This window comes from Paucibacter sp. XJ19-41 (assembly GCF_028462495.1).
GTDB lineage: Bacteria > Pseudomonadota > Gammaproteobacteria > Burkholderiales > Burkholderiaceae_C > Roseateles_E.
The window spans coordinates 14,003-34,936 of record NZ_JAQOWX010000025.1 but is presented as its reverse complement, the minus strand read 5'-3'; the positions used below and the strand labels follow the sequence as shown (position 1 = coordinate 34,936).

Genomic DNA, 20,934 nt, shown 5'->3' with positions numbered 1-20,934 from the left:
ATGGGACCGTTTCTCGAAACCCTGATTGGTGGCCTGATGGCTGGCATGCTGTACTCGCTGATCGCGCTGGGCTTTGTGCTAATCTTCAAGGCCAGCGGCGTCTTCAACTTTGCGCAGGGTGCGATGGTGTTGTTCGCGGCACTGGCGATGGCGCGCTTCTCCGAGTGGATTCCGCAATGGACCGGCATCGAGAGCAAGCTGGTCGTCAATGTGCTGGCCTTCGGCGTCGCGATGCTGATCATGATCGCGCTGGCCTGGTGCATCGAGCGCCTGGTGCTGGGCAAGCTGGTCAATCAGGAGGGCATCACGCTCTTGATGGCCACCTTGGGCATCACCTATTTCATCGATGGCTTTGGCCAGACCATTTTCGGCTCGGACATCTACAAGATCGATGTCGGCATGCCCAAGGATCCGTTGTTCCTGTTCGAGAGCGTTTTCGAGGGCGGCATCCTGGTGGGCCAGGAGGACCTGATCGCCACCGTCGTGGCTGCGGCCCTGGTCGGCGCGCTGGCGCTGTTCTTCCAGTACACCTCGACAGGTCGGGCGCTGCGCGCGGTGGCCGACGACCATCAGGCCGCCCAATCGATCGGCATCCCGCTCAAGCGCATCTGGGTCATCGTCTGGAGCGTGGCCGGTTTCGTCGCGCTGGTGGCCGGCATCATCTGGGGCTCCAAGCTGGGCGTGCAGTTCTCGCTGTCGCTGGTGGCGCTGAAGGCGCTCCCGGTGGTGATCCTGGGCGGCCTGACCTCGGTGCCGGGCGCCATCATCGGCGGCCTGCTGATCGGCGTCGGCGAGAAGCTGTCCGAGGCCTATATCGGGCCGATGCTGGGCGGCGGCATCGAGATCTGGTTTGCCTATGTGCTCGCTCTTGTCTTCCTGCTCTTCAGGCCTCAGGGCTTGTTCGGCGAGAAGATCATTGATCGCGTTTGAGCCCACAGGAGAAATAGAACATGCTCTATCGTGAGAACGGCCAGTTCAAGACCTCGTACCGGGCCGACCAGCAGATCTTCCCGATCGCGCAGGACCGCTTTGTCATCGGCCTGATCATTGCCGCAGCCCTGCTGCTGGTGCCGGCCCTGGCCGACGAGTACATGCTGCGGGCCATCTTCATCCCCTTCCTGATCCTGTCGCTGGCCGCCATCGGGCTCAATATCCTGGTCGGCTACTGCGGCCAGATCTCGCTGGGCACCGGCGCCTTCATGGCGGTGGGCGCTTATGCGGCCTACAACTTCTTTGTCCGCATTCCCGGCATGCCGCTGATCCCGGCCCTGCTGCTGGGGGGGCTGTGCGCGACCGTGGTCGGTGTCTTCTTCGGCATTCCCTCGCTGCGCATCAAGGGCCTGTATCTGGCGGTCGCTACCCTGGCGGCGCAGTTCTTCACCGATTGGGCCTTTCTGCGCATCAAGTGGTTCACCAATGACTCGGCCTCCGGCTCTGTCAGCGTCTCGGGCCTGCAGGTGCTGGGCATGCCGATCAACACGCCGCTGCAGAAATATCTGTTCTGCCTGCTCTTCGTGATCGTGTTTGCCTGGTTGGCCAAGAACCTGGTGCGCGGCCATATCGGTCGCTCCTGGATGGCGATGCGGGACATGGATGTGGCGGCCAGCGTGATCGGCATCCGGCCGGTGCAGGCCAAGCTCAGCGCCTTCGCGGTCAGCAGCTTCATTGTCGGCGTGGCCGGCGGGCTGTGGGGCTTTGTGCACCTGGGCTCCTGGGAGCCGGCGGCCTTCTCGATCGACCGCAGCTTCCAGCTGCTCTTCATGGTCATCATCGGCGGGCTGGGCTCCATCATGGGCAGCTTCTTCGGCGCCGCCTTCATCGTGGTCCTGCCGATCTTCCTGAACCAGGCGCTGCCGGCGCTGGGCAGCCTGTTCGGCATCAATGTCGACACGGCCCTGGTTAGCCACACCGAAGCGATGGTGTTCGGCGCGCTGATCGTGTTCTTCCTGATCGTCGAGCCCCATGGCCTGGCCAAGCTCTGGTCCACCGCCAAGGAGAAGCTCAGACTCTGGCCTTTCCCGCACTGAATACCAACCCGGCACCCAAGAGTGCTTTTTTCTAGGAGACAAGCATGACGATGTTGAATATCAGGCGCTTCGCGCTAGCGGCCACCCTGGTCGGTGCCGGCCTGGCCTCGCTGGTCACGGCCCCGGCCTTCGCCCAGGCCAAGGAGCAGTTCTTTCCGGTGCTGGTCTACCGCACCGGCGCTTACGGCCCCAACGGCACGCCCTGGGCCAATGGCTATGTCGACTACCTGAAGCTGGTCAATGCCCAGGGCGGTATGAACGGCGTCAAGATCTCCTTCGAGGAGTGCGAGTTCGGCTACGCCACCGACCGCGGCGTCGAATGCTATGAGCGCCTGAAGGGCAAGAACGGTGGCGCCACCGTGTTCCAGCCGCTGTCCACCGGCGTGACCTTTGCGCTGACCGAGAAGGCCCCGGCCGACAAGATCCCGCTGATCACGGCCGGCTACGGCCGCAGCGAAAGCCAGGACGGCGGCGTGTTCAAGTGGAACTTCCCGCTGATCGGCACCTACTGGATGGCCGCCGATGTGCTGATCCAGCATCTGGGCAAGAAGGAGGGCGGGCTGGACAAGCTCAAGGGCAAGAAGATCACCCTGGTCTATCACGACAGCCCCTATGGCAAGGAGCCGATCCCGCTGCTGCAGGAGCGCGCCAAGATGCATGGCTTCGAGTTCAACTCGATCCCGGTGACACACCCTGGCGTCGAGCAGAAGTCGGCCTGGCTGCAGATCCGCCAGCAGCGTCCCGACTATGTGCTGCTGTGGGGCTGGGGCGTGATGAACACCACCTCGCTGAAGGAAGCGCAGGCGACCGGCTATCCGCGCGACAAGATGTACGGCGTCTGGTGGGCCGGCGCCGAGCCGGATGTCAAGGACGTGGCCGATGGCGCCAAGGGCTATAACGCGCTGACCATGCAGCATGGCGTGCACCCGGATGCCAAGGTCACCCAGGCCATCCTGAGCCAGGTCCATGCCAAGGGCCAGGGCACCGGACCGAAGGACGAGGTCGGCCAGGTGCTCTACATGCGCGGCATGATCTCGGCGATGCTGGCGGTCGAGGGCGTCAAGCGCGCCCAGGAGCGCTTCGGCAAGGGCAAGGTCATGACGGGCGAGCAGGTGCGCTGGGGCCTGGAGAACCTGGCGCTGGACCAGAAGAAGCTGGACGGCCTGGGCTTTGCCGGCGTGATGCGCCCGGTCTCGACCTCCTGTGTCGACCATATGGGCTCGGCCTGGGCGCGCATGCAGACCTGGGACGGCAAGAAGTGGGCCTTCAGCTCCGACTGGTACCAGGCCGACGAGATGATCATGAAGCCCATGGTCAAGCAGGCCGCCGACAAGTACGCCGCAGAGAAGAAGCTGGACCGTCGCACCCCGGCCGATTGCCAATCCTGATTCCTTCTCCATCGCGCCCCACCCGGGGCGAGGGGGCTCCCCGCGGAGCCCTTGTCACAGCGCCGCGAGCGACGTTGTGACGAGTCAACGAGGCTGAGACCATGAGCAATATTCTTCTGAACGTCAACGGCATCGAGGTCATCTACAACCATGTGATCCTGGTGCTCAAGGGCGTGTCCCTGCAGGTCAAGGAGGGCGCGGTCGTGGCCTTGCTGGGCGGCAATGGCGCGGGCAAGACCACCACCTTGCGGGCGGTTTCGAACCTGCTGGCCGGCGAGCGCGGCGAGGTCACCAAGGGCAGCATCGAGCTGCGCGGCGAGCGCATCGAGAAGCTCAGCACCTCGGCCATGGTGGATCGCGGCGTGATCCAGGTGATGGAGGGTCGGCATTGCTTCGCCCACCTCAGCATCGAGGACAACCTGATGACCGGCGCCTACACCCGCAAGGACGGCAAGGCGGCGGTGGCCGAAACCCTGGAGAAGGTCTACAACTACTTCCCGCGCCTGAAGACGCGGCGCACATCCCAGGCGGCCTACACCTCGGGCGGCGAGCAGCAGATGTGTGCGATCGGCCGCGCGCTGATGGCCAACCCAAAGATGGTGCTGCTCGACGAGCCCTCGATGGGCCTGGCGCCGCAGATCGTCGAAGAGGTGTTCGAGATCGTCAAGGACCTGAACAGCAAGGAAGGCACGACCTTCTTCCTGGCCGAGCAGAACACCAATATGGCGCTGCGCTATGCCGACTACGGCTACATCCTGGAGAACGGCCGGGTCGTGATGGACGGCGAGGCCAAGGCCTTGCGCGAGAACGAGGACGTCAAGGAGTTCTACCTGGGCATGGGCGGCGGCGACCGCAAGAGCTTCAAAGACGTCAAGAGCTACAAGCGCCGCAAGCGCTGGTTGGCCTGAGCGGGGAGCGCCTGCGATGAGTGACGACGAATCCCAGGACTTCTTTGCCCCGCCGGCCTTCAAGCCCGATCTGGCTCTGATCCAGCTCAAGCGCGCCTTGCGCGATCTGCGCCAGCTCAGCGAGCGCGGCAACGGCTTCACCTTGCAAGGCATGAGCGTGATCGAGCTGAGCATCGATGCGACCCAGCTGACGGCCCGGCTGGCCCGGCGGCCGGCGCGCAGCCCCGAATGGGACAGCAAGACCTGCAAGAGCAGCGCCGATATGCGCGCGCTGCAGGACGAGATCAAGAAGCGCCTGGCGCGCTGGACGGATGACAAAAATGAGTAGCAGCACGGCTTTCCACGATGCCCTCGAAACCCGCGACCCGGCGCAGCGTGAGCAGGCCTTGATGGCCGCGCTGGCCGGCCAGATCGCCCATGCGCAAAGCCGGGCGCCGGCCTTTGCCGAGCTGCTGGCCGGCGTCGACGCCAGCACCATCAGCAGCCGCGCGGCGCTCGCCCGCCTGCCGGTGACGCGCAAGCAGCAGCTGCTGGAGCGCCAGCAGGCGCAGCGCCCGGGCCAACCCTTCGGTGGCTTCTCGGTGATCGGCTGGGGCACGGCCCGGCGCGTGTTCCAGTCGCCCGGCACGATTTACGAGCCCGAGGGCCGGGCCGGCGACTACTGGCGGGTCGCCCGCGCCCTGCATGCGGCCGGCTTCGCGGCCGGCGAGCTGGTACACAACAGCTTCAGCTACCACCTGACCCCGGCCGGCTCGATGATGGAGACTGGCGCCCATGCGCTGGGCTGCACGGTGTTCCCGGGCGGCGTCGGCAATACCGAGCTGCAGCTGCAGGCCATCGCCGAGCTGCGGCCCGATGCCTATGTCGGCACGCCCAGCTTTCTGAAGATCCTGCTCGACAAGGCGGCCGAGGCCGGCCAGGCCCTGTCCCTCACCAAGGCCTTGGTCAGCGGCGAGGCCTTCCCACCCTCGCTGCGCGACTGGCTGATCGCGCGCGGCGTGCAGGGCTACCAGTGCTATGCCACCGCCGACCTGGGCCTGATCGCCTATGAGACGGCCGCCCGCGAGGGCCTGGTGCTGGATGAGGGCGTGATCGTCGAGATCGTGCGCCCCGGCAGCGGCGACCCGGTGCCGGACGGCGAGGTCGGCGAGCTGGTCGTCACGACCCTGAATGCCGACTACCCGCTGATACGCTTTGGCACCGGTGACTTGTCGGCAGTGCTGCCGGGCCGCTGCCCGACGGGCCGCACGAATACCCGCATCAAGGGCTGGATGGGCCGGGCCGACCAGAGTGCCAAGGTGCGCGGCATGTTTGTCCATGCAGCCCAGGTGGCAGAGATTGCCAAGCGCTTCCCGGCGGTGCTGCGGGCACGGCTGGTGGTCGAGGGCGAGATGGCCCAGGACCGCATGAGCTTGAAGCTGGAGGTGGCCGAGCCGGCCGAAGGCCTGGCCGAGCAGGTGGCTGGCGCGGTGCGCGACATCACCAAGCTGCGCGCCGAGGTGCTGCTGCTGGCGCCCGGCACCCTGCCCAACGATGGGCGGGTGATCGAGGACGCGCGCAAATATGACTGAGGCGGATGACTGAGGCGGCCCTCGCCCAGATTTAGCGCGTCGCCAGCAGTTCAGGCGGCGCGGCCGGGTCGCGCAGGCTGGCAGCAGCCATGCGGGGCGCGGCCTCGGCGCTCAGTGCCACCAGATGCTGTGGCACCGGCAGACGCGGGCTCGGCTGTGCCACGGTGCTGCGGCCGCTGAGCTGCCACTCGGCAATGCCGCCGACGAACCACAGCACACGGCCGGTGGCGACCGTCTGCAGCGCGGTGTAGAGCGCCTGGGCCCGGGCGTCGCCCGCGCCGCCATAAATCACCACATCGCGGGACAGATCAATGCCGGCGGCCGACACCGCCGCGCCGAGTGCCTGCACATTGCCGGCAGCCAGCCATTCCAGGCAGGCCTGGGCATCGAGCCGCACCGCGCCGGGCAAGACCTGGCCCTGTCCCGTCGCACGCACATCCCAGGCCTGTGCACCCTCTTGCAGGCGCTGTGCCGCTGCGCTGGCCGAGACGACCTCGGCCCGGGCGAGGCCCGAGGCCAGCAGCAGCAACGCGGCGGCGAAAGCGGGCAGGCGGCGGGCGGTGGTGGCGATGTTCATGCCCGCACTCTAGAAGCCGGCGCTTATTCGGTCCAATACAGATTCGCAGGATCAATATTCGATGTCGATATATGGAACTCGGCGGCACTTACGTATTTCCCGCTACGCCATGCGCACAAGCGACCCCTAGCATTGCAGGCCTGAACCTACTACACAACGAGGATGACAATGAAGAAGTTCATGCTGGCTGGTCTGGCCACCGTTGCTGCCGGTGCTGTCTGGGCCGAGTATCCCGAGAAACCCGTCAACATCGTGGTGCCGTTCTCGGCCGGCGGCCCCACCGACAAGGTGGCGCGTGATCTGGCCGAGGCGCTGCGCAAGCCGCTGGGCGCCACCATCGTGATCGAAAACGTCGGCGGCGCCGGCGGCACGCTCGGCGCCACCAAGGTGGCCAAGGCCGCGCCGGACGGCTACACCCTGCTGCTGCACCATATCGGCATGGCCACCTCGCCGGCCCTGTACCGCAATATGCAGTACAAGACCCTGGACGATTTCGAGTACCTGGGTATGGTCAATGAAGTGCCGATGACCCTGATCGGCAAGCCCGGTCTGCCGGCCAACAACTATGCCGAGCTGACCAAGTGGCTGGAAGCCAACAAGGGCAAGGTCAATCTGGCCAATGCCGGCCTGGGCGCCGCCTCGCATCTGTGCGGCCTGCTGTTCCAGAGCGCCGTCAAGATCGACATGACCACGGTGCCCTACAAGGGTACCGGCCCGGCGATGACCGATCTGCTGGGCGGCCAGGTCGACATCATGTGCGACCAGACCACCAACACCACCAGCCAGATCGAGGCCGGCAAGGTCAAGGCCTTCGCCGTCACGACTACCAAGCGCCTGAGCACGCCGGCGCTGGCCAAGCTGCCGACGCTGGATGAGGCCGGGCTGAAGGGCTTTAGCGTTTCGATCTGGCACGGCCTTTACGCACCCAAGGGTACGCCCAAGGCGGTGGTCGACAAGATCAATGCGGCCGTGAAGGTCGCGCTGAAGGACGCCGACTTCATCAAGCGCCAGGAAGCCCTGGGTGCCGTCATCGTCACCGACAACCGCCTCAACGGCGCCGAGCACAAGAAGTTCGTCGAAGCCGAGATCAACAAATGGGGCCCGGTCATCAAGGCCGCAGGCCAGTATGCTGATTGATTGATCGCGGCTGGCCTCGCATCAGGAAACCCGCCGCTTGGCGGGCTTTTTCCTTTCAGGCCTTGGCGCGGCAGATCACCGCCAGCTTGTTGCCGTCCAGATCGCGGAAGTAGGCCAGATAGATGTCGGGGCCGTAGACCTCGCGCAGACCCGGCGCGCCCTCATCGGCACCACCGGCCGCCAGCGCGGCGGTGTGCACGGCCTGCACCTGCTCGCGGGTCTCGGCGGCCAGGGCCAGCATGCAGCCATTGCCCACCGTGGCCGGCTGGCCGTCGAAGGGCTTGCAGATCCACAAGGTCGAATTGGCCTCGGGCTGCGCCGCTGACTTGTAGCCGACCATGTTCTCGTCGGCATAGCTGCGCTGCTGGCCCAGCGGGGCCAGCACGGCGTCGTAGAACAGGGCGGCACGACTTGGGTCGGCGGTGCCCAAGGTGGCGTAGCTGATCATCGGAGTCCCCCTTGACGGTTTGTCTCTCACTGGATGCGCAGCGGGATGGTCACCGGGCCGTCGTTGAGCAGGCTGACCTGCATGTCCGCGCCGAACTCGCCGCCGGCCACTTCCGCGTGCTGGCTGCGAGCGTAACTCAGGCAATGCTCGTAAAGCCGCCGCCCGAGCTCGGGCCGGGCCGCGCCGCTGAAGCTGGGGCGATTGCCGCCCGTGGTGTCCGCCGCCAGCGTGAACTGGGAGACGATCAGCAGGCCGCCACCGACGTCCTGCAGGCTCAGATTCATCTTGCCGGCGGCATCGCCGAAGATGCGCAGCTTCAGCACCTTGGCAATCAGCTTTTCGGCCAGCGCTTCGCTGTCCTCGGGCTCGGTGCAGACCAGCAGCAGAATGCCGGGGCCGATCCGGCCGACGGTCTGGCCGGCCACATCGACCCGGGCCTCACTGACTCTTTGCAACACGGCGATCACGCTCACTCCTTCTGATTTTCAAAATGGGCTTCGACATCCAGCGGCAGCAGCTGGATGCTGGCGCGCAGCCCCGGCACCGCCGCCATCAGCGCCTGCTCGACCGCGTTGCGCAGCTCGGCCGCCCGACCCAGGGTCCAGGACGGGGGCATGTGCATATGCAGGTCGACAAAACGGCGCTGGCCGGCGGCCCGGGTGGCCACATGGTCGAAGCGCACCGTCGCGTCGGCATAGCCGTCCAGCACCTGGCGGATGCTGGCCTGGACCTCGGCGTCCAACGCCTCGTCCATCAGGCCGGAACTCGAGTCACGCACCAGGCGATAGCCCTCGCGCAGGATATTGCCCGCCACCAACAGGGCCAGCAGCGGGTCCAGCCACAGCCAGCCCGTCAGCAGCACGCCGATCAGGCCCAGCACGACGCCGGCCGAGGTCCAGACATCGGTGAACAGATGGCGGGCGTCGGCCTCCAGCGCGGCCGAGCGGTGCTGGCGCGCCTTCTTGAGCATGGCCCAGGCCAGTCCTCCGTTGAGCGCCGAGCTGAGCACGGCCAGCGCCACGCCCAGGCCTATGGCCTCGACCGGCTGCGGGTCCAGCAGCCGCTGCAGCGCCGCCCAGGCAATGCCCAGGCCGGCGGCAAGAATCAGCACACCCTCGAAGCCGCTGGAGAAGTACTCGGCCTTGTGGTGGCCGTAGGGGTGGTCGGCATCGGGCGGGCGCGCCGCGATCGTCACCATCGCCAGCGCGAACAGGGCGCCGGCCAGATTGACCAGGGACTCCAGCGCATCGGCGGCCAGGCTGACCGAGCCGGTCCACCACCAGGCGGCGGTCTTCAAGATGATGGTGGCCAGGGCCACCGCCACCGAGAGCTTCAAATAGGCGCTGACTTGCATGCAGGCATTGTCGCGGCTGGGCCGAGCCCGGCCCCTACAATGAATTCGCTCCTCAACTTGCAGCGACAACCGACACCATGAAGACCGAGCCCCCTGCTGCCGCTCTGCCGGCGCACCAGTTTGCCGATGTTTCGCATATCGCCCCGCGCGACAAGGCCGAGATCCTGTCCCAGGCCCTGCCGTACATCCGCAAATTCCATGGCAAGACCATCGTCATCAAGTACGGCGGCAATGCAATGACCGATCCGGCCCTGCAGCAGGACTTTGCCGAGGATGTGGTGCTGCTGAAGCTGGTGGGCCTGAATCCGGTGGTCGTGCATGGCGGCGGGCCGCAGATCGAGGGCGCGCTGAGCCGCCTGGGCAAGAAGGGCCAGTTCATCCAGGGCATGCGAGTCACCGACGAAGAGACCATGGAGGTGGTCGAGTGGGTGCTGGCCGGCCAGGTGCAGCAGGACATCGTCGGCCTGATCAATGTGGCCGGTGGCAAGGCCGTGGGCCTGACCGGCCGCGACGGCGGCATGATCCGCGCCCGCAAGCTGAAGATGGTGGACAAGGACGACCCGAGCAAGGAGCACGATGTCGGCCAGGTCGGCGACATCGTCGCGATCGACCCCAGCGTCGTGAAAGCGCTGCAGGACGACCAGTTCATCCCGGTGATCAGCCCGATCGGCTTCGGCGAGGAGAACGAGAGCTACAACATCAATGCCGATGTCGTGGCCGGCAAGCTGGCCGAGGTGCTGAAGGCCGAGAAGCTGGTGCTGCTGACCAACACGCCGGGCGTGCTCGACAAGGCCGGCAATCTGCTGACCGACCTGAGTGCGCGCGAGATCGACGCGCTGTTCGCCGATGGCACGCTGTCCGGCGGCATGCTGCCCAAGATCGCCTCGGCGCTGGACGCGGCCAAGAGCGGGGTCAACGCGGTCCACATCATCGACGGGCGGGTGCCGCATGCGATGCTGCTGGAGATCCTGTCCGATCAGGCTTATGGAACGATGATCCGGTCCCACTGAGGTGAGCGGCAAGCGCCGGCCGGTCTGGCTGTTCGACCTCGACAACACGGTCCACAACGCCTCGCATCATGTGTTCGGGGCACTCAATGTGGCGATGACCGACTACATCGAGAGCCATGTCGGCGTCGAGCGCGCCGAGGCGAATCGGCTGCGTGCGCTCTACTGGTCTCGCTATGGGGCGACCCTGCTGGGCCTGGTGCGCCATCATGGCGTCAGCGTGCCGCATTTCCTGGCCGAAACCCATGCCCTGCCGGGGCTGGAGGGCTTGGTCCACAGCCATGCCCATGACTTGGCCGCGCTCAGGCGCCTGCCGGGCCGCAAGATCTTGCTGACCAATGCGCCGGCCGCCTATGCGCGGCGGGTGCTGGCGGCGCTGGGTCTGCAGCGCTGTTTCGAGCGGGTCATCGGCTTCGAGGAGATGCGCATGTTCGGCGAGCACCGGCCCAAGCCCGATGCGCGGATGTTCCGCCATATCGCCGCCCGGCACCGCCTGCGCCTGGCCGACTGTGTGCTGGTCGAGGACACCTTGATCCATCAGAAGTCGGCCCGCTCGGTCGGCATGCAGACGGTCTGGATGCAGCGCTGGGCGCGCCAGGCCCTGCATGGCCCCGAAGCCAGCGCGCGGATGCGGCGCCGGCCGGCCTATGTGGGGCGCCGGATCGGCCAGCTTGGCAAGTTGCTGCGCTGAACGCCGCTTGGCAATCCCCAGAATCTTGCTGTTCCGGCGACACGATCACCCCCGCATTGGGGGTAAGTTGCGGCTTGCGGCTGCAGGGTCTGGGCCGCAGAATGGCCCGGTCATTTGCCTGAGCCAGATATGCCCGACTTCTCCGTGCTGATTGTGGAAGATCAGGCCAGATTCCGCGATGCCTTCCAGCTCGCCCTGGCCAGTGTTCCCGATATCGAACTGCTGGGCATCGCGCCCGACCTGCCTCAGGGCCGCAAACTTTTTGACCAGACCCAGCCCGATGTGCTGCTGGTCGACCTGGACCTGCCCGGCGGCAGCGGTATCGAGCTGATACGCCATGCGGCGCAGACCCGGCCGCAATGCGATGTGATGGTGATCTCGGTGTTCGGCGACGAGCAGCATGTGCTGTCCAGCATCGAGGCCGGCGCCACCGGCTATCTGCTGAAGGACTCGCTGGCGCTGGACCTGGCCGGCCAGTTGCGCACGCTGCGCTCCGGCGGCAGCCCGATCAGCCCGGTGATCGCGCGGCGCCTGCTGCTGCGTCTGGCGCCCGGCGCCGGCTCGGCGCCGGCCGTGCCGCTGCTGGAGGACGAGTCGGCGGTGGCGCTGTCCGAGCAGGAGTCGCGCGTGCTGCATCTGGCGGCCAAGGGTTTCACCTTTGACGAGATCGCCCAGTTCATGCAGGTCTCGCCACACACGGTGATGACTTATGTGAAGCGCATCTACCGCAAGCTGCAGGTGCGCTCCAAGGTCGAGGCCATTTACGAAGCCCGCCGGCTGGGCTGGCTGCGCGACTAGCCGGCGCGTGCACGGCCTGTGCCAGAATCGGCGCAAACCTCCCGCCCGCACCGCTCGATGCACGCATCCCCTACCGACATGACGGATCCCGCGCCCGGCGCCGCAGGCCTGGGCCATGGCGAGCCGGCCAGTCCGCGCAAGCGGCCGCGTCCCGGCGAGCGCCGTGTGCAGATCCTGCAGACCCTGGCCGGCATGCTGGAGCAGCCCGGCTCCGAGCGCATCACCACCGCCGCGCTGGCCGCCAAGCTGGAGGTCAGCGAGGCCGCGCTGTACCGGCATTTCGCCAGCAAGGCGCAGATGTTCGAGGGCCTGATCGAGTTCATCGAGAGCAGCGTGTTCACGCTGGTCACGCAGATCACCGAGCGTGAAGGGTCAGGTCTTGCACAGGCGCAGAAGATCGTCTCGGTGCTGCTGCAGTTCGGCGAGCGCAACCCCGGCATGACCCGGGTGATGGTGGGCGATGCGCTGGTCTATGAGAACGAGCGCCTGGTGGCGCGCATGAACCAGTTCTTCGACCGCATCGAGTCCTCGCTGCGCCAATGCCTGCGGGCCGCCGCCGAGGCGGCCGGCTCCAGCACCCCGACCGTGCAGGCCAATGCCCAGGCCTCGGTGCTGGTCAGCTTCATCATCGGCCGGCTGCAGCGCTATGCGCGCTCGGGCTTCAAGCGCGCGCCCAGCGAGCAGCTGGAAGCGGCGCTGCGCATGCTGGCCGGCTGAGCTGCCCGGCGGCCCGCCGGCTGCCCCATTAAACTGCGGGCCTATGTCTGCAGTCGAACACCTGATCGCGCGCGCCGAGGCGCTGCTTGGCCGGCTCGAAGCCGTCTTGCCCCAGCCCCTGATGGCGCCCGACTGGGCGGCGTCGGTGGCGTTTCGCTATCGCAAGCGCAATGGCCGCCCGCAGCTGGAGCCGGTGCGCCACATCGCCCCTATCCGCCTGCAGGACCTGAAAAAGGTCGAGGCGCAGAAGGAGAAGCTGTTGCGCAATACCGAGCAGTTCGTCGCCGGCCGGCCCGCCAACAATGTGCTGCTGACCGGCGCCCGCGGCACGGGAAAAAGCTCGCTGATCAAGGCCTGCCTGAATGAATTCGCGGACCGGGGGCTGCGCTTGATCGAGGTCGACAAGAGCGATCTGGTCGAGCTGCCGGATCTGGTCGATCTGGTGGCCGAGCGGCCCGAGCGTTTCGTGATCTTCTGCGACGACCTGTCGTTCGACGAGGGCGAGCTGGGCTACAAGGCGCTGAAGTCCATGTTGGACGGCTCGGTCTCGGTGGCCGGCGACAACGTGCTGATCTACGCGACCAGCAACCGCCGCCATCTGCTGCCCGAGCAGATGAAGGACAACCTGGCGGTCAAGTACGACGAGAACGGCGAGCTGCATCCCGGCGAGGCGATCGAGGAGAAGATCTCGCTGTCCGAGCGTTTCGGCCTGTGGGTCAGCTTCTATCCCTTCAGCCAGCAGGAATACCTGGAAATCTGCGCCCAGTGGCAGCGCTACCACGGCATGGACGAGGCGCAGATCGCGGCCAGCCGCCAGAGCGCGCTGGTCTGGGCGCTGGAGCGCGGCTCGCGCTCGGGCCGGGTGGCCTACCAGTTCGCCCGCGATCTGGCCGGGCGGGGGCAGCTCGAGAGCTTGCCGTCCAGCACCATCCATGGCGATGCACCGGAGGGCCTGGACGATGTCTGAGCGGGTTGCTGTGGATGTGGCCGTTGGCGTGCTGGTCGAGCGCGATGCGGCGGGCCGGGAAGGGCGCTTTTTGCTGACCTCGCGGCCCGAGGGCAAGGTCTATGCCGGCTACTGGGAGTTCCCGGGCGGCAAGCTGGAGGCCGGCGAGAGCGTGGAGCAGGCGCTCAAGCGCGAGCTCCACGAGGAGCTGGGCATCACGATAGGCGTGGCCCACCCCTGGAAGATCGAGCTGATGGACTATCCCCATGCCCGCGTGCGCCTGCATTTCTGCAAGGTGTTCGACTGGAGCGGCGAGTTCGAGATGCGCGAGCAGCAGGCGATGGCCTGGCAGGCGCTGCCGGTGCAGATGCAGCCGGTGCTGCCGGGCACGATCCCGGTGCTGCAGTGGTTCGCCGCCGAGCGCGGCCACGAGGGCCCCACCCATCTGGGCTGAGTACACTGTGACCATGAACTGGTTGGATCAAATCAAGTGGGACGCCGCCGGGCTGGTGCCGGTGATCGCCCAGGAGAAGGACAGCGGCGATGTGCTGATGTTCGCCTGGATGAACCGCGAGGCCTTGCAGCGCACCGCCGAGCTGGGCCAGGCGGTCTACTGGAGCCGCTCGCGCAACAGGCTCTGGCACAAGGGCGAGGAGTCCGGCCATCTGCAGATCGTCCATGAGCTGCGCATGGACTGCGACAACGATGTGCTGCTGCTGAAGATCACCCAGCAAGGTCATGAGCCCGGCATCGCCTGCCACACCGGCCGCCACAGCTGCTTTTTTCAGCGCTATCAGGACGGTGTCTGGCACAGCGTCGAGCCGGTGCTGAAGGATCCGGAGAGCATCTACCAATGAGCGATAGCGACAGTCTGGCCAAACTCGCGGCGGTGATCGAGTCCCGCAAGCCGGCCAACGGGGGCGACCCCGGCGCCAGCTATGTGGCCAAGCTCTTCGACAAGGGCACCGACGCAATCCTGAAGAAGATCGGCGAAGAGGCCACCGAGCTGGTGATGGCGGCCAAGGACGGCGATGCGCAGAAGATCGTCTACGAGACCGCCGATCTGTGGTTTCACTCGATGATTGCGCTGGCCCAGTTCGGGCTCAAACCGGCCGATGTGCTGGCCGAGCTGGAGCGGCGTGAGGGCCTGTCGGGCCTGCAGGAATTTGCACAACGCACAGGGAAGGGCTGAGTCATGAACCAGACGGTCGAGACGGTGGTGCTGGACCCGGCGCGCGCGCAAAGCCTGCGCAGCATCGGCATCGTCAGCTACATCCTGCACACGATTGTTGCGGTCGGCGCGGTGCTGCCCGGCGTGCAGGCCAGCGTGCTGTTGCTGATCGTGGCGGTCATCATCGACCTGGTCAAGCGCGACGAGGCCGCCGGCACCTGGCAGGCCTCGCACTTCAGTTGGCGCCTGCGCAGCGTGGTCTGGGCCGGCGTGCTGTATGCGCTGACCCTGCCGCTGTGGTTTCTGTTCCTGATCCCGGGCTGGATCGCCTGGGCCCTGATCTCGATCTGGTTCCTCTACCGCATTGTGCGTGGCTGGACCACGATGAATGCCAATCAAGCGATGCCGCGATGACTCACGATCCCAACTGCCTTTTCTGCAAGATTGTTGCCGGCCAGATTCCCTCGAAGAAGGTCTACGAGGACGAGCAGGTGCTGGTGTTTCACGACATCCATCCCTGGGCACCGGTCCACATCCTGCTGATCCCCAAGCTGCATATCGCCAGCATGGCCGATGTGGGGCCCGAGCATGCGGCGCTGCTGGGCCATATGACGGCTCTGGTGCCGCGGCTGATGCGCGAACTCGGCGTGAGCAACGGATTCCGCACCGTGATCAACACCGGCCCCGACGGCGGCCAGGAGGTCTATCACCTGCATATGCATGCGATGGGTGGTCCCCGCCCCTGGCTCAAGGGCTGAGCCGCGTCAGGGCGGCAATAGCCATCCCCGCTGATTTGTCATGCGCGCCAACTAGAATGGCCGCTTCGTTTCCAGGAGATAACTATGGGTTCGTTCAGCATTTGGCACTGGCTCGTCGTGCTGGTGATTGTGGTGCTGGTGTTCGGCACGAAAAAGCTCAAGAACATGGGTTCGGACCTGGGCTCGGCCGTCAAGGGTTTCAAGGACGGCATGAAGGACGGTGGCAGCAGCGATGCCGCCCAGCCGACCCAGCAGGTGACCAGCCAGAAGACGGCCGACAGCAATACCGTCGACGTCGAGGCCAAGACCAAGTCCTGATTGAGACTGCATGATTGACTTCGGCTTTGACAAACTGGCCCTGATCGGCGCCGTCGCGCTGATCGTGATCGGCCCCGAGCGGCTGCCGCGGGTGGCACGCACGGTGGGCCATCTGCTGGGCAAGGCGCAGCGCTATGTGTCGGACGTCAAGGCCGAGGTGAACCGCTCCATCGAGCTCGAAGAGCTCAAGAAGATGAAAAGCGGCATCGAGGATGCGGCGCGCGATGTCGAGCAATCGGTCAGCAAAGAGATCAACGAGGCCAATCAGGCCTTCGAGCAGAACTGGCATGAAGCCAGTGCCGGCCTGGATGGCGGCAGCACCGATCACGGCTACCAGACCCTGATGCCGCCGCCCGGCTATCAGCGCCCGAAGAAGAACTGGCGCCTCAAGCGCGGTGCCACGCCGCAGTGGTACAAGCAGCGCCAGGGCGTGCGCCAGCATGCCCAATCCGGCGCCGCCCGCGTGGCGCGCTTTCGCCCGCCCCGCAGACCTACATGACCGATTCCCACAAGCCCGACGATGAACTCGCCGGCACCGAGCAGCCTTTTGTCTCGCACCTGATCGAGCTGCGCGACCGCCTGGTGCGCGCCGCCATCGCGGTGGCGGCGTGCTTTGGCGTGCTGGCCCTCTATCCGGGGCCGTCGATGCTGTACGACCTGCTGGCCGCGCCGATGATCGCGAACCTGCCGGCGGGTTCGACCATGATCGCCACCAATGTGATCTCGCCCTTTCTGGTGCCGCTGAAGATCACCTTGATGGCGGCCTTTTTGATCGCGCTGCCGGTGGTGCTCTACCAGGTCTGGGCCTTTGTGGCGCCGGGCCTGTATTCGCACGAGAAGAAGCTGGTCATGCCGCTGGTGGTGTCCAGCACGCTGCTGTTCTTCGTCGGCGTGGCGTTCTGCTATTTCTTCGTGTTCGGCCAGGTCTTCAAGTTCATCCAGAGCTTTGCGCCCAAGAGCATCACGGCGGCGCCCGATATCGAGGCCTACCTGAGCTTTGTGATGAGCATGTTCATCGCCTTCGGCGCGGCCTTCGAGGTGCCGGTGGTGGTGGTGGTGCTGGCCCGCATGGGCCTCGTCACGGTCGAGAAGCTGCGCGAGTTCCGCGGCTACTTCATCGTCGTGGCCTTCATCATCGCGGCCGTGATCACGCCACCCGATGTGGTGTCGCAGCTGGCCTTGGCCATCCCGATGTGCCTGCTCTACGAGGTCGGCATCTGGGCATCCGGCTTTTTCATCCGCTACTCCAAGGCGCCGGACTCGGCCACCGATCAGCCCTGAGCTGAGCGCTAGTCACGCGCGCCCGGCAGCGGGCGCTGTGCCACCGTCAGCTCGAACTGCATGGCCTTGTCGCCGCGCTGCACCGCGATCGCGGCGCTGGACTGCGGCTTCAGCGCCGCCACTGCCGCCAGCAGGTCCGCCGGGCTCAGCACCTGGGTGCCGCCGACCTTTGTCACGACATCGCCGGGCTTGATGCCGGCCTTGGCGGCCGGCGCATTGACGACCACCGCGCTGATCAGCACCCCTTCGCGCACCGTCAGCTTGAAGGCCTCGGCAAACTCCGGCGTCAGCTCGCGGGTCTGCACGCCGATCCAGCCACGCGCGACCTGACCGTCCCGCACCAGGGCCTGCATCACCTGCTGCGCGGTGCTGATCGGGATCGCGAAGCCTATGCCCAGGCTGCCGCCGCTGCGCGAGAAGATCGCGGTATTGATGCCCACCAGCCGGCCCTGATCGTCGACCAGGGCGCCGCCCGAGTTGCCCGGATTGATCGCGGCATCGGTCTGGATGAAGTTCTCGAAGGTGTTGATGCCCAGCTGGGTCCGCTTGAGTGCGCTGACGATGCCCGAGGTCACCGTCTGGCCGACATTGAAGGGGTTGCCGATCGCCAGCACCGCATCGCCGACCTGCAACTGCTCGGCATCGCCCAGCGCGATCGCCGGCAGGCCTTCGAGCTCGACCTTCAGCACCGCGACATCGGTCTCCGGATCGCTGCCGACCAGGCGCGCCTTGGCCTGCCGGCCGTCGCTGAGCTGCACCTCGATCTCCGAGGCGCCGGCCACCACATGGCTGTTGGTCAGCAGATAACCGTCGGCCGAGACGATCACGCCCGAGCCCAGGCCGGTCTGCCCGCCGGGCTCGTCGCCGTCGTCCTCGCCGCGTTGGTCGCGCCGCGGCAGGCCGAAGTGAAAACGCCGCCAGGCCTCGTCGTTCTGCGCCGAGCGGCGCGGTGCCTTGCTGGCCGTGACGCTGACCACGGCGGGCGCCGCACGCTGGGCCGCAAGGCGGTAACCCCCACCACCGCTCGCGTCGCTGGCGGGGCGGGCGCTCGGCGTGGCCTGGCCCAGGATCACCGTGGGGCGCAGCGGCTCGCCGCGCTCTACCCACTCGGGCCGCAAGGTCGCGACGACAAAGTACAGCGCCAGGCCCACCGTCACGGCCTGGGAGAAAATCAGCCAAATTCTGCGCACCGCCGCTCCTGTCGCCATGCCCAACCGCCACACCCTCGATGCCCACCTCAGCCAGTTGCTCGAGGTGCCTCGTTTCAAAGATTATGGGCCGAACGGTCTGCAGGTGGAGGGACGCGAGGAGATACGCCATCTCGTCTGCGGTGTTACCGCCAGCCTGGCCCTGATCGATGCGGCGATTGCCAGCGGTGCCGATGCCATCCTGGTACACCACGGCCTGTTCTGGCGCGGCCAGGACGGCCGCGTCACCGGCTGGATGAAGCAGCGCCTGCACAAGCTGCTGGTGCATGAGATCAATCTGTTCGCCTACCACCTGCCGCTCGATGCCCACCCCGAGCTGGGCAATAACGCGCAGCTGGGCCGGCTGTTCGGCTGGCAGGCCGAGCAGCGCTTTGGCGATCAGGAGCTGGGTTTTGCCGGGCCCCTGAGCGCGCCGCAAAGCCTGGATGAGTTGCGCCGGCAGATGGGTGCGGCGCTGGGCCGCGAGGTGCTGGCCGTGCCCGGCGACGGCCGGCCGCTGCGCCGCGTGGCCTGGTGCACCGGCGGGGCCCAGGGCTATTTCGAGGCCGCGATCGCGGCCGGCGCCGATGTCTTTGTGACCGGCGAGATCTCCGAGCCGCAGGCCCATTACGCCGCCGAGACCGGCGTGGCCTTCATCGCAGCCGGCCACCACGCGACCGAGCGTTATGGTGTGCAGGCGCTGGCGCAGCGCCTGGCCACGGACTTCGGCCTCAGCCAGCAGTTCATCGACATCCCGAATCCGGCCTGAACGATCGAGCGTCGCTCAGCCCGGCTGCGCGGCGATCCAGGCGCGCACCCGCTGCTCCAGCAAGCCCAGCGGCAGCTGGCCCTGGTCCAGCAACACCATATGGAAGCGGCGCAGATCGAAGCGGGCACCGAGCTGCGCTTGGGCCAGTTCGCGCAGCTCCAGAATCTTCAGCTGGCCGGTCATATAGGCCAGGGCCTGGCCGGGCTGGGCCAGATAGCGGTCGACCTCGGCATTCATGAAGACCGGGTCCTGGCCGGTTTCTTCGAGCATATAGGCCAGCGCCCGCTCGCGGCTCCAACCCAGCGCATGCATGCCGGTGTCGACCACCAGGCGGGCCGCGCGGAACATCTGGGCCTGCAGATGGCCGAAGCGGCTGTAGGGGTCGCGGTACAGGCCCAGGTCCTTGCCCAAGGTCTCGGCATACAGGGCCCAACCCTCGCCATAGGCGGTGTAGAAGCTGCTGCGCCGGAAGGCCGGCAGCTCGCCGAGCTCGCGCTGGCGGGCGTTCTGCAGATGGTGACCGGGCACGGTCTCGTGCGCGACCAGGGTCTCCAGCGCCCAGATCGGGCGGCGCTTGTAGGCCAGCACATTGGCGTTGAACCAGCCCGGCGTGCTGCCGTCCAGCGAGGGGCCGTTGTAGTTCTCGGCCGCGCCCTCGCCCATATGGGCCGGCATCGCCCGCACCCCATAGGGCGCGCGCGGCAGTTCGGCAAAGAGCCTGGGCAGCTCGGGGTCGATGCGCTTGCTGATCTCGCGGTAGGCCGCCAGCAAGGCCTCGCCATTGGGGTGGAAGAACTTCGGTTCGCTGTAGAGGTATTTGAAGAACTGCTGGCGGTCGCCGGCGAAGCCGACCTCGCGGCGCACCGCCTCCATCTCGGCGCGCAGGCGCTCGACCTGGCGCAGCCCGATGTCATGGACCTGTTGCGGGCTCAGGTCCAGCGTGGTGTTGCGGCGCACCAGCGCCGCATAGACCTGGGCGCCGCCGGGATAGCGACCGAGCCCGCCGGCGGCCGGGGCCTTGGGCAGGTATTCCTCCTTGATGAAGCGGCGCAGACGCTGCATCGCCGGATAGACCTGCTGCTGCAGCGCCTGCCGGCCCTGCTGGCGCAGCGCGTCGCGCTGGGCCTCGGCGATGCCGCTGCCCAGCTTGTCGAAAGGCTCGAACAAGGGGCTGCGCGTCACATCCTCGCTCAGCTGTCCGTCCAGCTGGGCCAGCGCGCGCGCCAGCACCGGCTGCGGGCTGACCCAGCCCAGCGCCATGCCGCGGCGCAGGCTCTCGATCTCCTGGTCGACCCGCAGCGGATAGGCGGCCAGCCGGGCCAGCAGCTGCCGGACCTGGGCCTCGCTGGCGGTGGGCGTGGCGCGCATCAGATTGGCCAGCCCCGACTGGAAGCCCCATAGCGAGCCCAGGCTCAGTGTGCGATAGCCCTCGAAAGCCTGGAACTCGATCTCGCCTTGCTGGCGGTCGATGAAGATCTGCAGCGACACGCGGTCGCGCTCATCCAAAGCAGCCACATCGATGGCCTGCGCGCGCTTCAGCAGCTCCCGCGCATAGGCGTCCTGGGCCGCGATGGCGGCCGGCGAGCGGTCGCTGAGGCGGTCATTGAAGCGGTGGTCGCCGCGCACCGTGGCCCATTCCGGGGCCTGGCGGGCACCTTGCTCCCAGGCTTCGTCGAACAGCGCGTGCAGGTTTTGTGCGGCCGGGTTGGCCCAGCTGGCGTTGGGCCCCAGTCCGCCCAGGGCCAAGCTCAGGACGGTCGCCAGGGTGTGGCGGTGGATGCGGGATGGCAGGTAGGCCATGCGAAGCTCCTTGATTTGTCGGTCGCGCGAGTCTGCCACTGCACGCCTGCTCTGGGGGTCAGGACTTGCCCATGAAACAAT

27 protein-coding genes are annotated in these 20,934 nt (G+C 66.8%); 21 read left to right on the top strand and 6 right to left on the bottom strand.

Going from position 1 to position 20,934, the window contains the following annotated elements:
* The 6 genes from PO768_RS09050 to PO768_RS09025 all read left to right on the top strand — a co-directional run bounded on the left by PO768_RS09050 (position 1) and on the right by PO768_RS09025 (position 5,894).
* On the top strand, positions 1–930 hold the full coding sequence (locus PO768_RS09050) for a branched-chain amino acid ABC transporter permease (RefSeq protein ID WP_272645784.1): 930 nt from the start codon (positions 1–3) through the stop codon (positions 928–930).
* Between the two features lie 20 nt (positions 931–950).
* On the top strand, positions 951–2,027 hold the full coding sequence (locus PO768_RS09045; RefSeq protein ID WP_272645783.1) for a branched-chain amino acid ABC transporter permease: 1,077 nt from the start codon (positions 951–953) through the stop codon (positions 2,025–2,027).
* A gap of 44 nt (positions 2,028–2,071) precedes the next feature.
* A complete protein-coding gene (locus PO768_RS09040; RefSeq protein ID WP_442953203.1) occupies positions 2,072–3,415 on the top strand; it encodes an ABC transporter substrate-binding protein in 1,344 nt (447 codons plus the stop codon).
* Between the two features lie 101 nt (positions 3,416–3,516).
* On the top strand, positions 3,517–4,323 hold the full coding sequence (locus tag PO768_RS09035; RefSeq protein WP_272645782.1) for an ABC transporter ATP-binding protein: 807 nt from the start codon (positions 3,517–3,519) through the stop codon (positions 4,321–4,323).
* A gap of 16 nt (positions 4,324–4,339) precedes the next feature.
* Positions 4,340–4,651 carry a hypothetical protein gene (locus PO768_RS09030; RefSeq protein ID WP_272645781.1) on the top strand — a complete coding sequence of 104 codons (312 nt, stop codon included), beginning with the start codon at positions 4,340–4,342 and terminating at the stop codon, positions 4,649–4,651.
* A complete protein-coding gene (locus PO768_RS09025) occupies positions 4,644–5,894 on the top strand; it encodes a phenylacetate--CoA ligase family protein (protein WP_272645780.1) in 1,251 nt (416 codons plus the stop codon). Before PO768_RS09030 ends, PO768_RS09025 begins: the two co-directional genes overlap by 8 nt.
* A 31-nt stretch (positions 5,895–5,925) precedes the next feature.
* On the opposite strand, the gene PO768_RS09020 is transcribed toward PO768_RS09025, so the two are convergent.
* Positions 5,926–6,471 (bottom strand): rhodanese-like domain-containing protein, encoded by a 546-nt coding sequence (locus PO768_RS09020; RefSeq protein WP_272645779.1) that lies wholly within the window; start codon positions 6,469–6,471, stop codon positions 5,926–5,928.
* Between the two features lie 168 nt (positions 6,472–6,639).
* Between PO768_RS09020 and PO768_RS09015 the strand changes: the two genes are divergently transcribed.
* A complete protein-coding gene (locus PO768_RS09015) occupies positions 6,640–7,608 on the top strand; it encodes a tripartite tricarboxylate transporter substrate-binding protein (RefSeq protein WP_272645778.1) in 969 nt (322 codons plus the stop codon).
* Positions 7,609–7,663: 55 nt separating this feature from the next.
* Here PO768_RS09015 and PO768_RS09010 read toward each other — a convergent pair whose 3' ends face one another.
* The 3 genes from PO768_RS09010 to PO768_RS09000 are packed head-to-tail and all read right to left on the bottom strand — an operon-like array spanning position 7,664 to position 9,410.
* Complete coding sequence (locus PO768_RS09010) at positions 7,664–8,056, bottom strand: VOC family protein (protein WP_272645777.1); 393 nt, start codon at positions 8,054–8,056, stop codon at positions 7,664–7,666.
* Between the two features lie 26 nt (positions 8,057–8,082).
* The gene (gene dtd / locus PO768_RS09005) at positions 8,083–8,523 is read right to left on the bottom strand and encodes a D-aminoacyl-tRNA deacylase (RefSeq protein ID WP_272645801.1); all 441 of its coding nucleotides are present in this window, start codon (positions 8,521–8,523) and stop codon (positions 8,083–8,085) included.
* Positions 8,524–8,525: 2 nt separating this feature from the next.
* A complete protein-coding gene (locus PO768_RS09000; RefSeq protein ID WP_137941090.1) occupies positions 8,526–9,410 on the bottom strand; it encodes a cation diffusion facilitator family transporter in 885 nt (294 codons plus the stop codon).
* 77 nt (positions 9,411–9,487) lie between these two features.
* Here PO768_RS09000 and argB point away from each other — a divergent pair, with 77 nt between their 5' ends.
* The 13 genes from argB (at position 9,488) to tatC (ending at position 17,097) form a co-directional block, all read left to right on the top strand.
* On the top strand, positions 9,488–10,420 hold the full coding sequence (gene argB / locus PO768_RS08995; protein WP_137941089.1) for an acetylglutamate kinase: 933 nt from the start codon (positions 9,488–9,490) through the stop codon (positions 10,418–10,420).
* Between the two features lies 1 nt (position 10,421).
* Positions 10,422–11,108 (top strand): HAD-IA family hydrolase, encoded by a 687-nt coding sequence (locus PO768_RS08990; protein WP_269838676.1) that lies wholly within the window; start codon positions 10,422–10,424, stop codon positions 11,106–11,108.
* 129 nt (positions 11,109–11,237) lie between these two features.
* Positions 11,238–11,906 (top strand): response regulator transcription factor, encoded by a 669-nt coding sequence (locus PO768_RS08985; protein ID WP_137941087.1) that lies wholly within the window; start codon positions 11,238–11,240, stop codon positions 11,904–11,906.
* Positions 11,907–11,984: 78 nt separating this feature from the next.
* A complete protein-coding gene (gene slmA, locus PO768_RS08980) occupies positions 11,985–12,623 on the top strand; it encodes a nucleoid occlusion factor SlmA (RefSeq protein WP_137941086.1) in 639 nt (212 codons plus the stop codon).
* A gap of 43 nt (positions 12,624–12,666) precedes the next feature.
* Positions 12,667–13,590, top strand: a complete 924-nt coding sequence (locus PO768_RS08975) for an ATP-binding protein (protein ID WP_272645776.1) — start codon at positions 12,667–12,669, stop codon at positions 13,588–13,590.
* Positions 13,583–14,023, top strand: coding sequence for an NUDIX domain-containing protein (locus PO768_RS08970; RefSeq protein WP_272645775.1), 441 nt, complete (start codon positions 13,583–13,585; stop codon positions 14,021–14,023). Before PO768_RS08975 ends, PO768_RS08970 begins: the two co-directional genes overlap by 8 nt.
* Positions 14,024–14,036: 13 nt before the next feature.
* Complete coding sequence (hisI, locus tag PO768_RS08965) at positions 14,037–14,426, top strand: phosphoribosyl-AMP cyclohydrolase (RefSeq protein ID WP_137941083.1); 390 nt, start codon at positions 14,037–14,039, stop codon at positions 14,424–14,426.
* The gene (locus tag PO768_RS08960) at positions 14,423–14,761 is read left to right on the top strand and encodes a phosphoribosyl-ATP diphosphatase (protein ID WP_137941082.1); all 339 of its coding nucleotides are present in this window, start codon (positions 14,423–14,425) and stop codon (positions 14,759–14,761) included. Before hisI ends, PO768_RS08960 begins: the two co-directional genes overlap by 4 nt.
* Positions 14,762–14,764: 3 nt before the next feature.
* Positions 14,765–15,154, top strand: a complete 390-nt coding sequence (locus PO768_RS08955) for a DUF4870 family protein (RefSeq protein WP_262969992.1) — start codon at positions 14,765–14,767, stop codon at positions 15,152–15,154.
* Positions 15,151–15,498 (top strand): histidine triad nucleotide-binding protein, encoded by a 348-nt coding sequence (locus PO768_RS08950; RefSeq protein ID WP_272645774.1) that lies wholly within the window; start codon positions 15,151–15,153, stop codon positions 15,496–15,498. The genes PO768_RS08955 and PO768_RS08950 overlap by 4 nt, the downstream gene beginning before the upstream one ends.
* A gap of 84 nt (positions 15,499–15,582) precedes the next feature.
* Positions 15,583–15,816, top strand: a complete 234-nt coding sequence (gene tatA, locus PO768_RS08945; RefSeq protein WP_137941079.1) for a Sec-independent protein translocase subunit TatA — start codon at positions 15,583–15,585, stop codon at positions 15,814–15,816.
* Between the two features lie 10 nt (positions 15,817–15,826).
* Positions 15,827–16,315, top strand: a complete 489-nt coding sequence (gene tatB, locus PO768_RS08940) for a Sec-independent protein translocase protein TatB (RefSeq protein ID WP_266006591.1) — start codon at positions 15,827–15,829, stop codon at positions 16,313–16,315.
* The gene (gene tatC / locus PO768_RS08935; RefSeq protein WP_272645773.1) at positions 16,312–17,097 is read left to right on the top strand and encodes a twin-arginine translocase subunit TatC; all 786 of its coding nucleotides are present in this window, start codon (positions 16,312–16,314) and stop codon (positions 17,095–17,097) included. The genes tatB and tatC overlap by 4 nt, the downstream gene beginning before the upstream one ends.
* 8 nt (positions 17,098–17,105) lie before the next feature.
* On the opposite strand, the gene PO768_RS08930 is transcribed toward tatC, so the two are convergent.
* Positions 17,106–18,287, bottom strand: coding sequence for a S1C family serine protease (locus PO768_RS08930; protein WP_272645772.1), 1,182 nt, complete (start codon positions 18,285–18,287; stop codon positions 17,106–17,108).
* A gap of 16 nt (positions 18,288–18,303) precedes the next feature.
* Between PO768_RS08930 and PO768_RS08925 the strand changes: the two genes are divergently transcribed.
* Positions 18,304–19,053 carry a Nif3-like dinuclear metal center hexameric protein gene (locus PO768_RS08925; protein WP_137941075.1) on the top strand — a complete coding sequence of 250 codons (750 nt, stop codon included), beginning with the start codon at positions 18,304–18,306 and terminating at the stop codon, positions 19,051–19,053.
* A gap of 15 nt (positions 19,054–19,068) precedes the next feature.
* Here PO768_RS08925 and PO768_RS08920 read toward each other — a convergent pair whose 3' ends face one another.
* Positions 19,069–20,853 carry a DUF885 domain-containing protein gene (locus PO768_RS08920; protein ID WP_272645771.1) on the bottom strand — a complete coding sequence of 595 codons (1,785 nt, stop codon included), beginning with the start codon at positions 20,851–20,853 and terminating at the stop codon, positions 19,069–19,071.
* Positions 20,854–20,934: the final 81 nt, after the last annotated feature.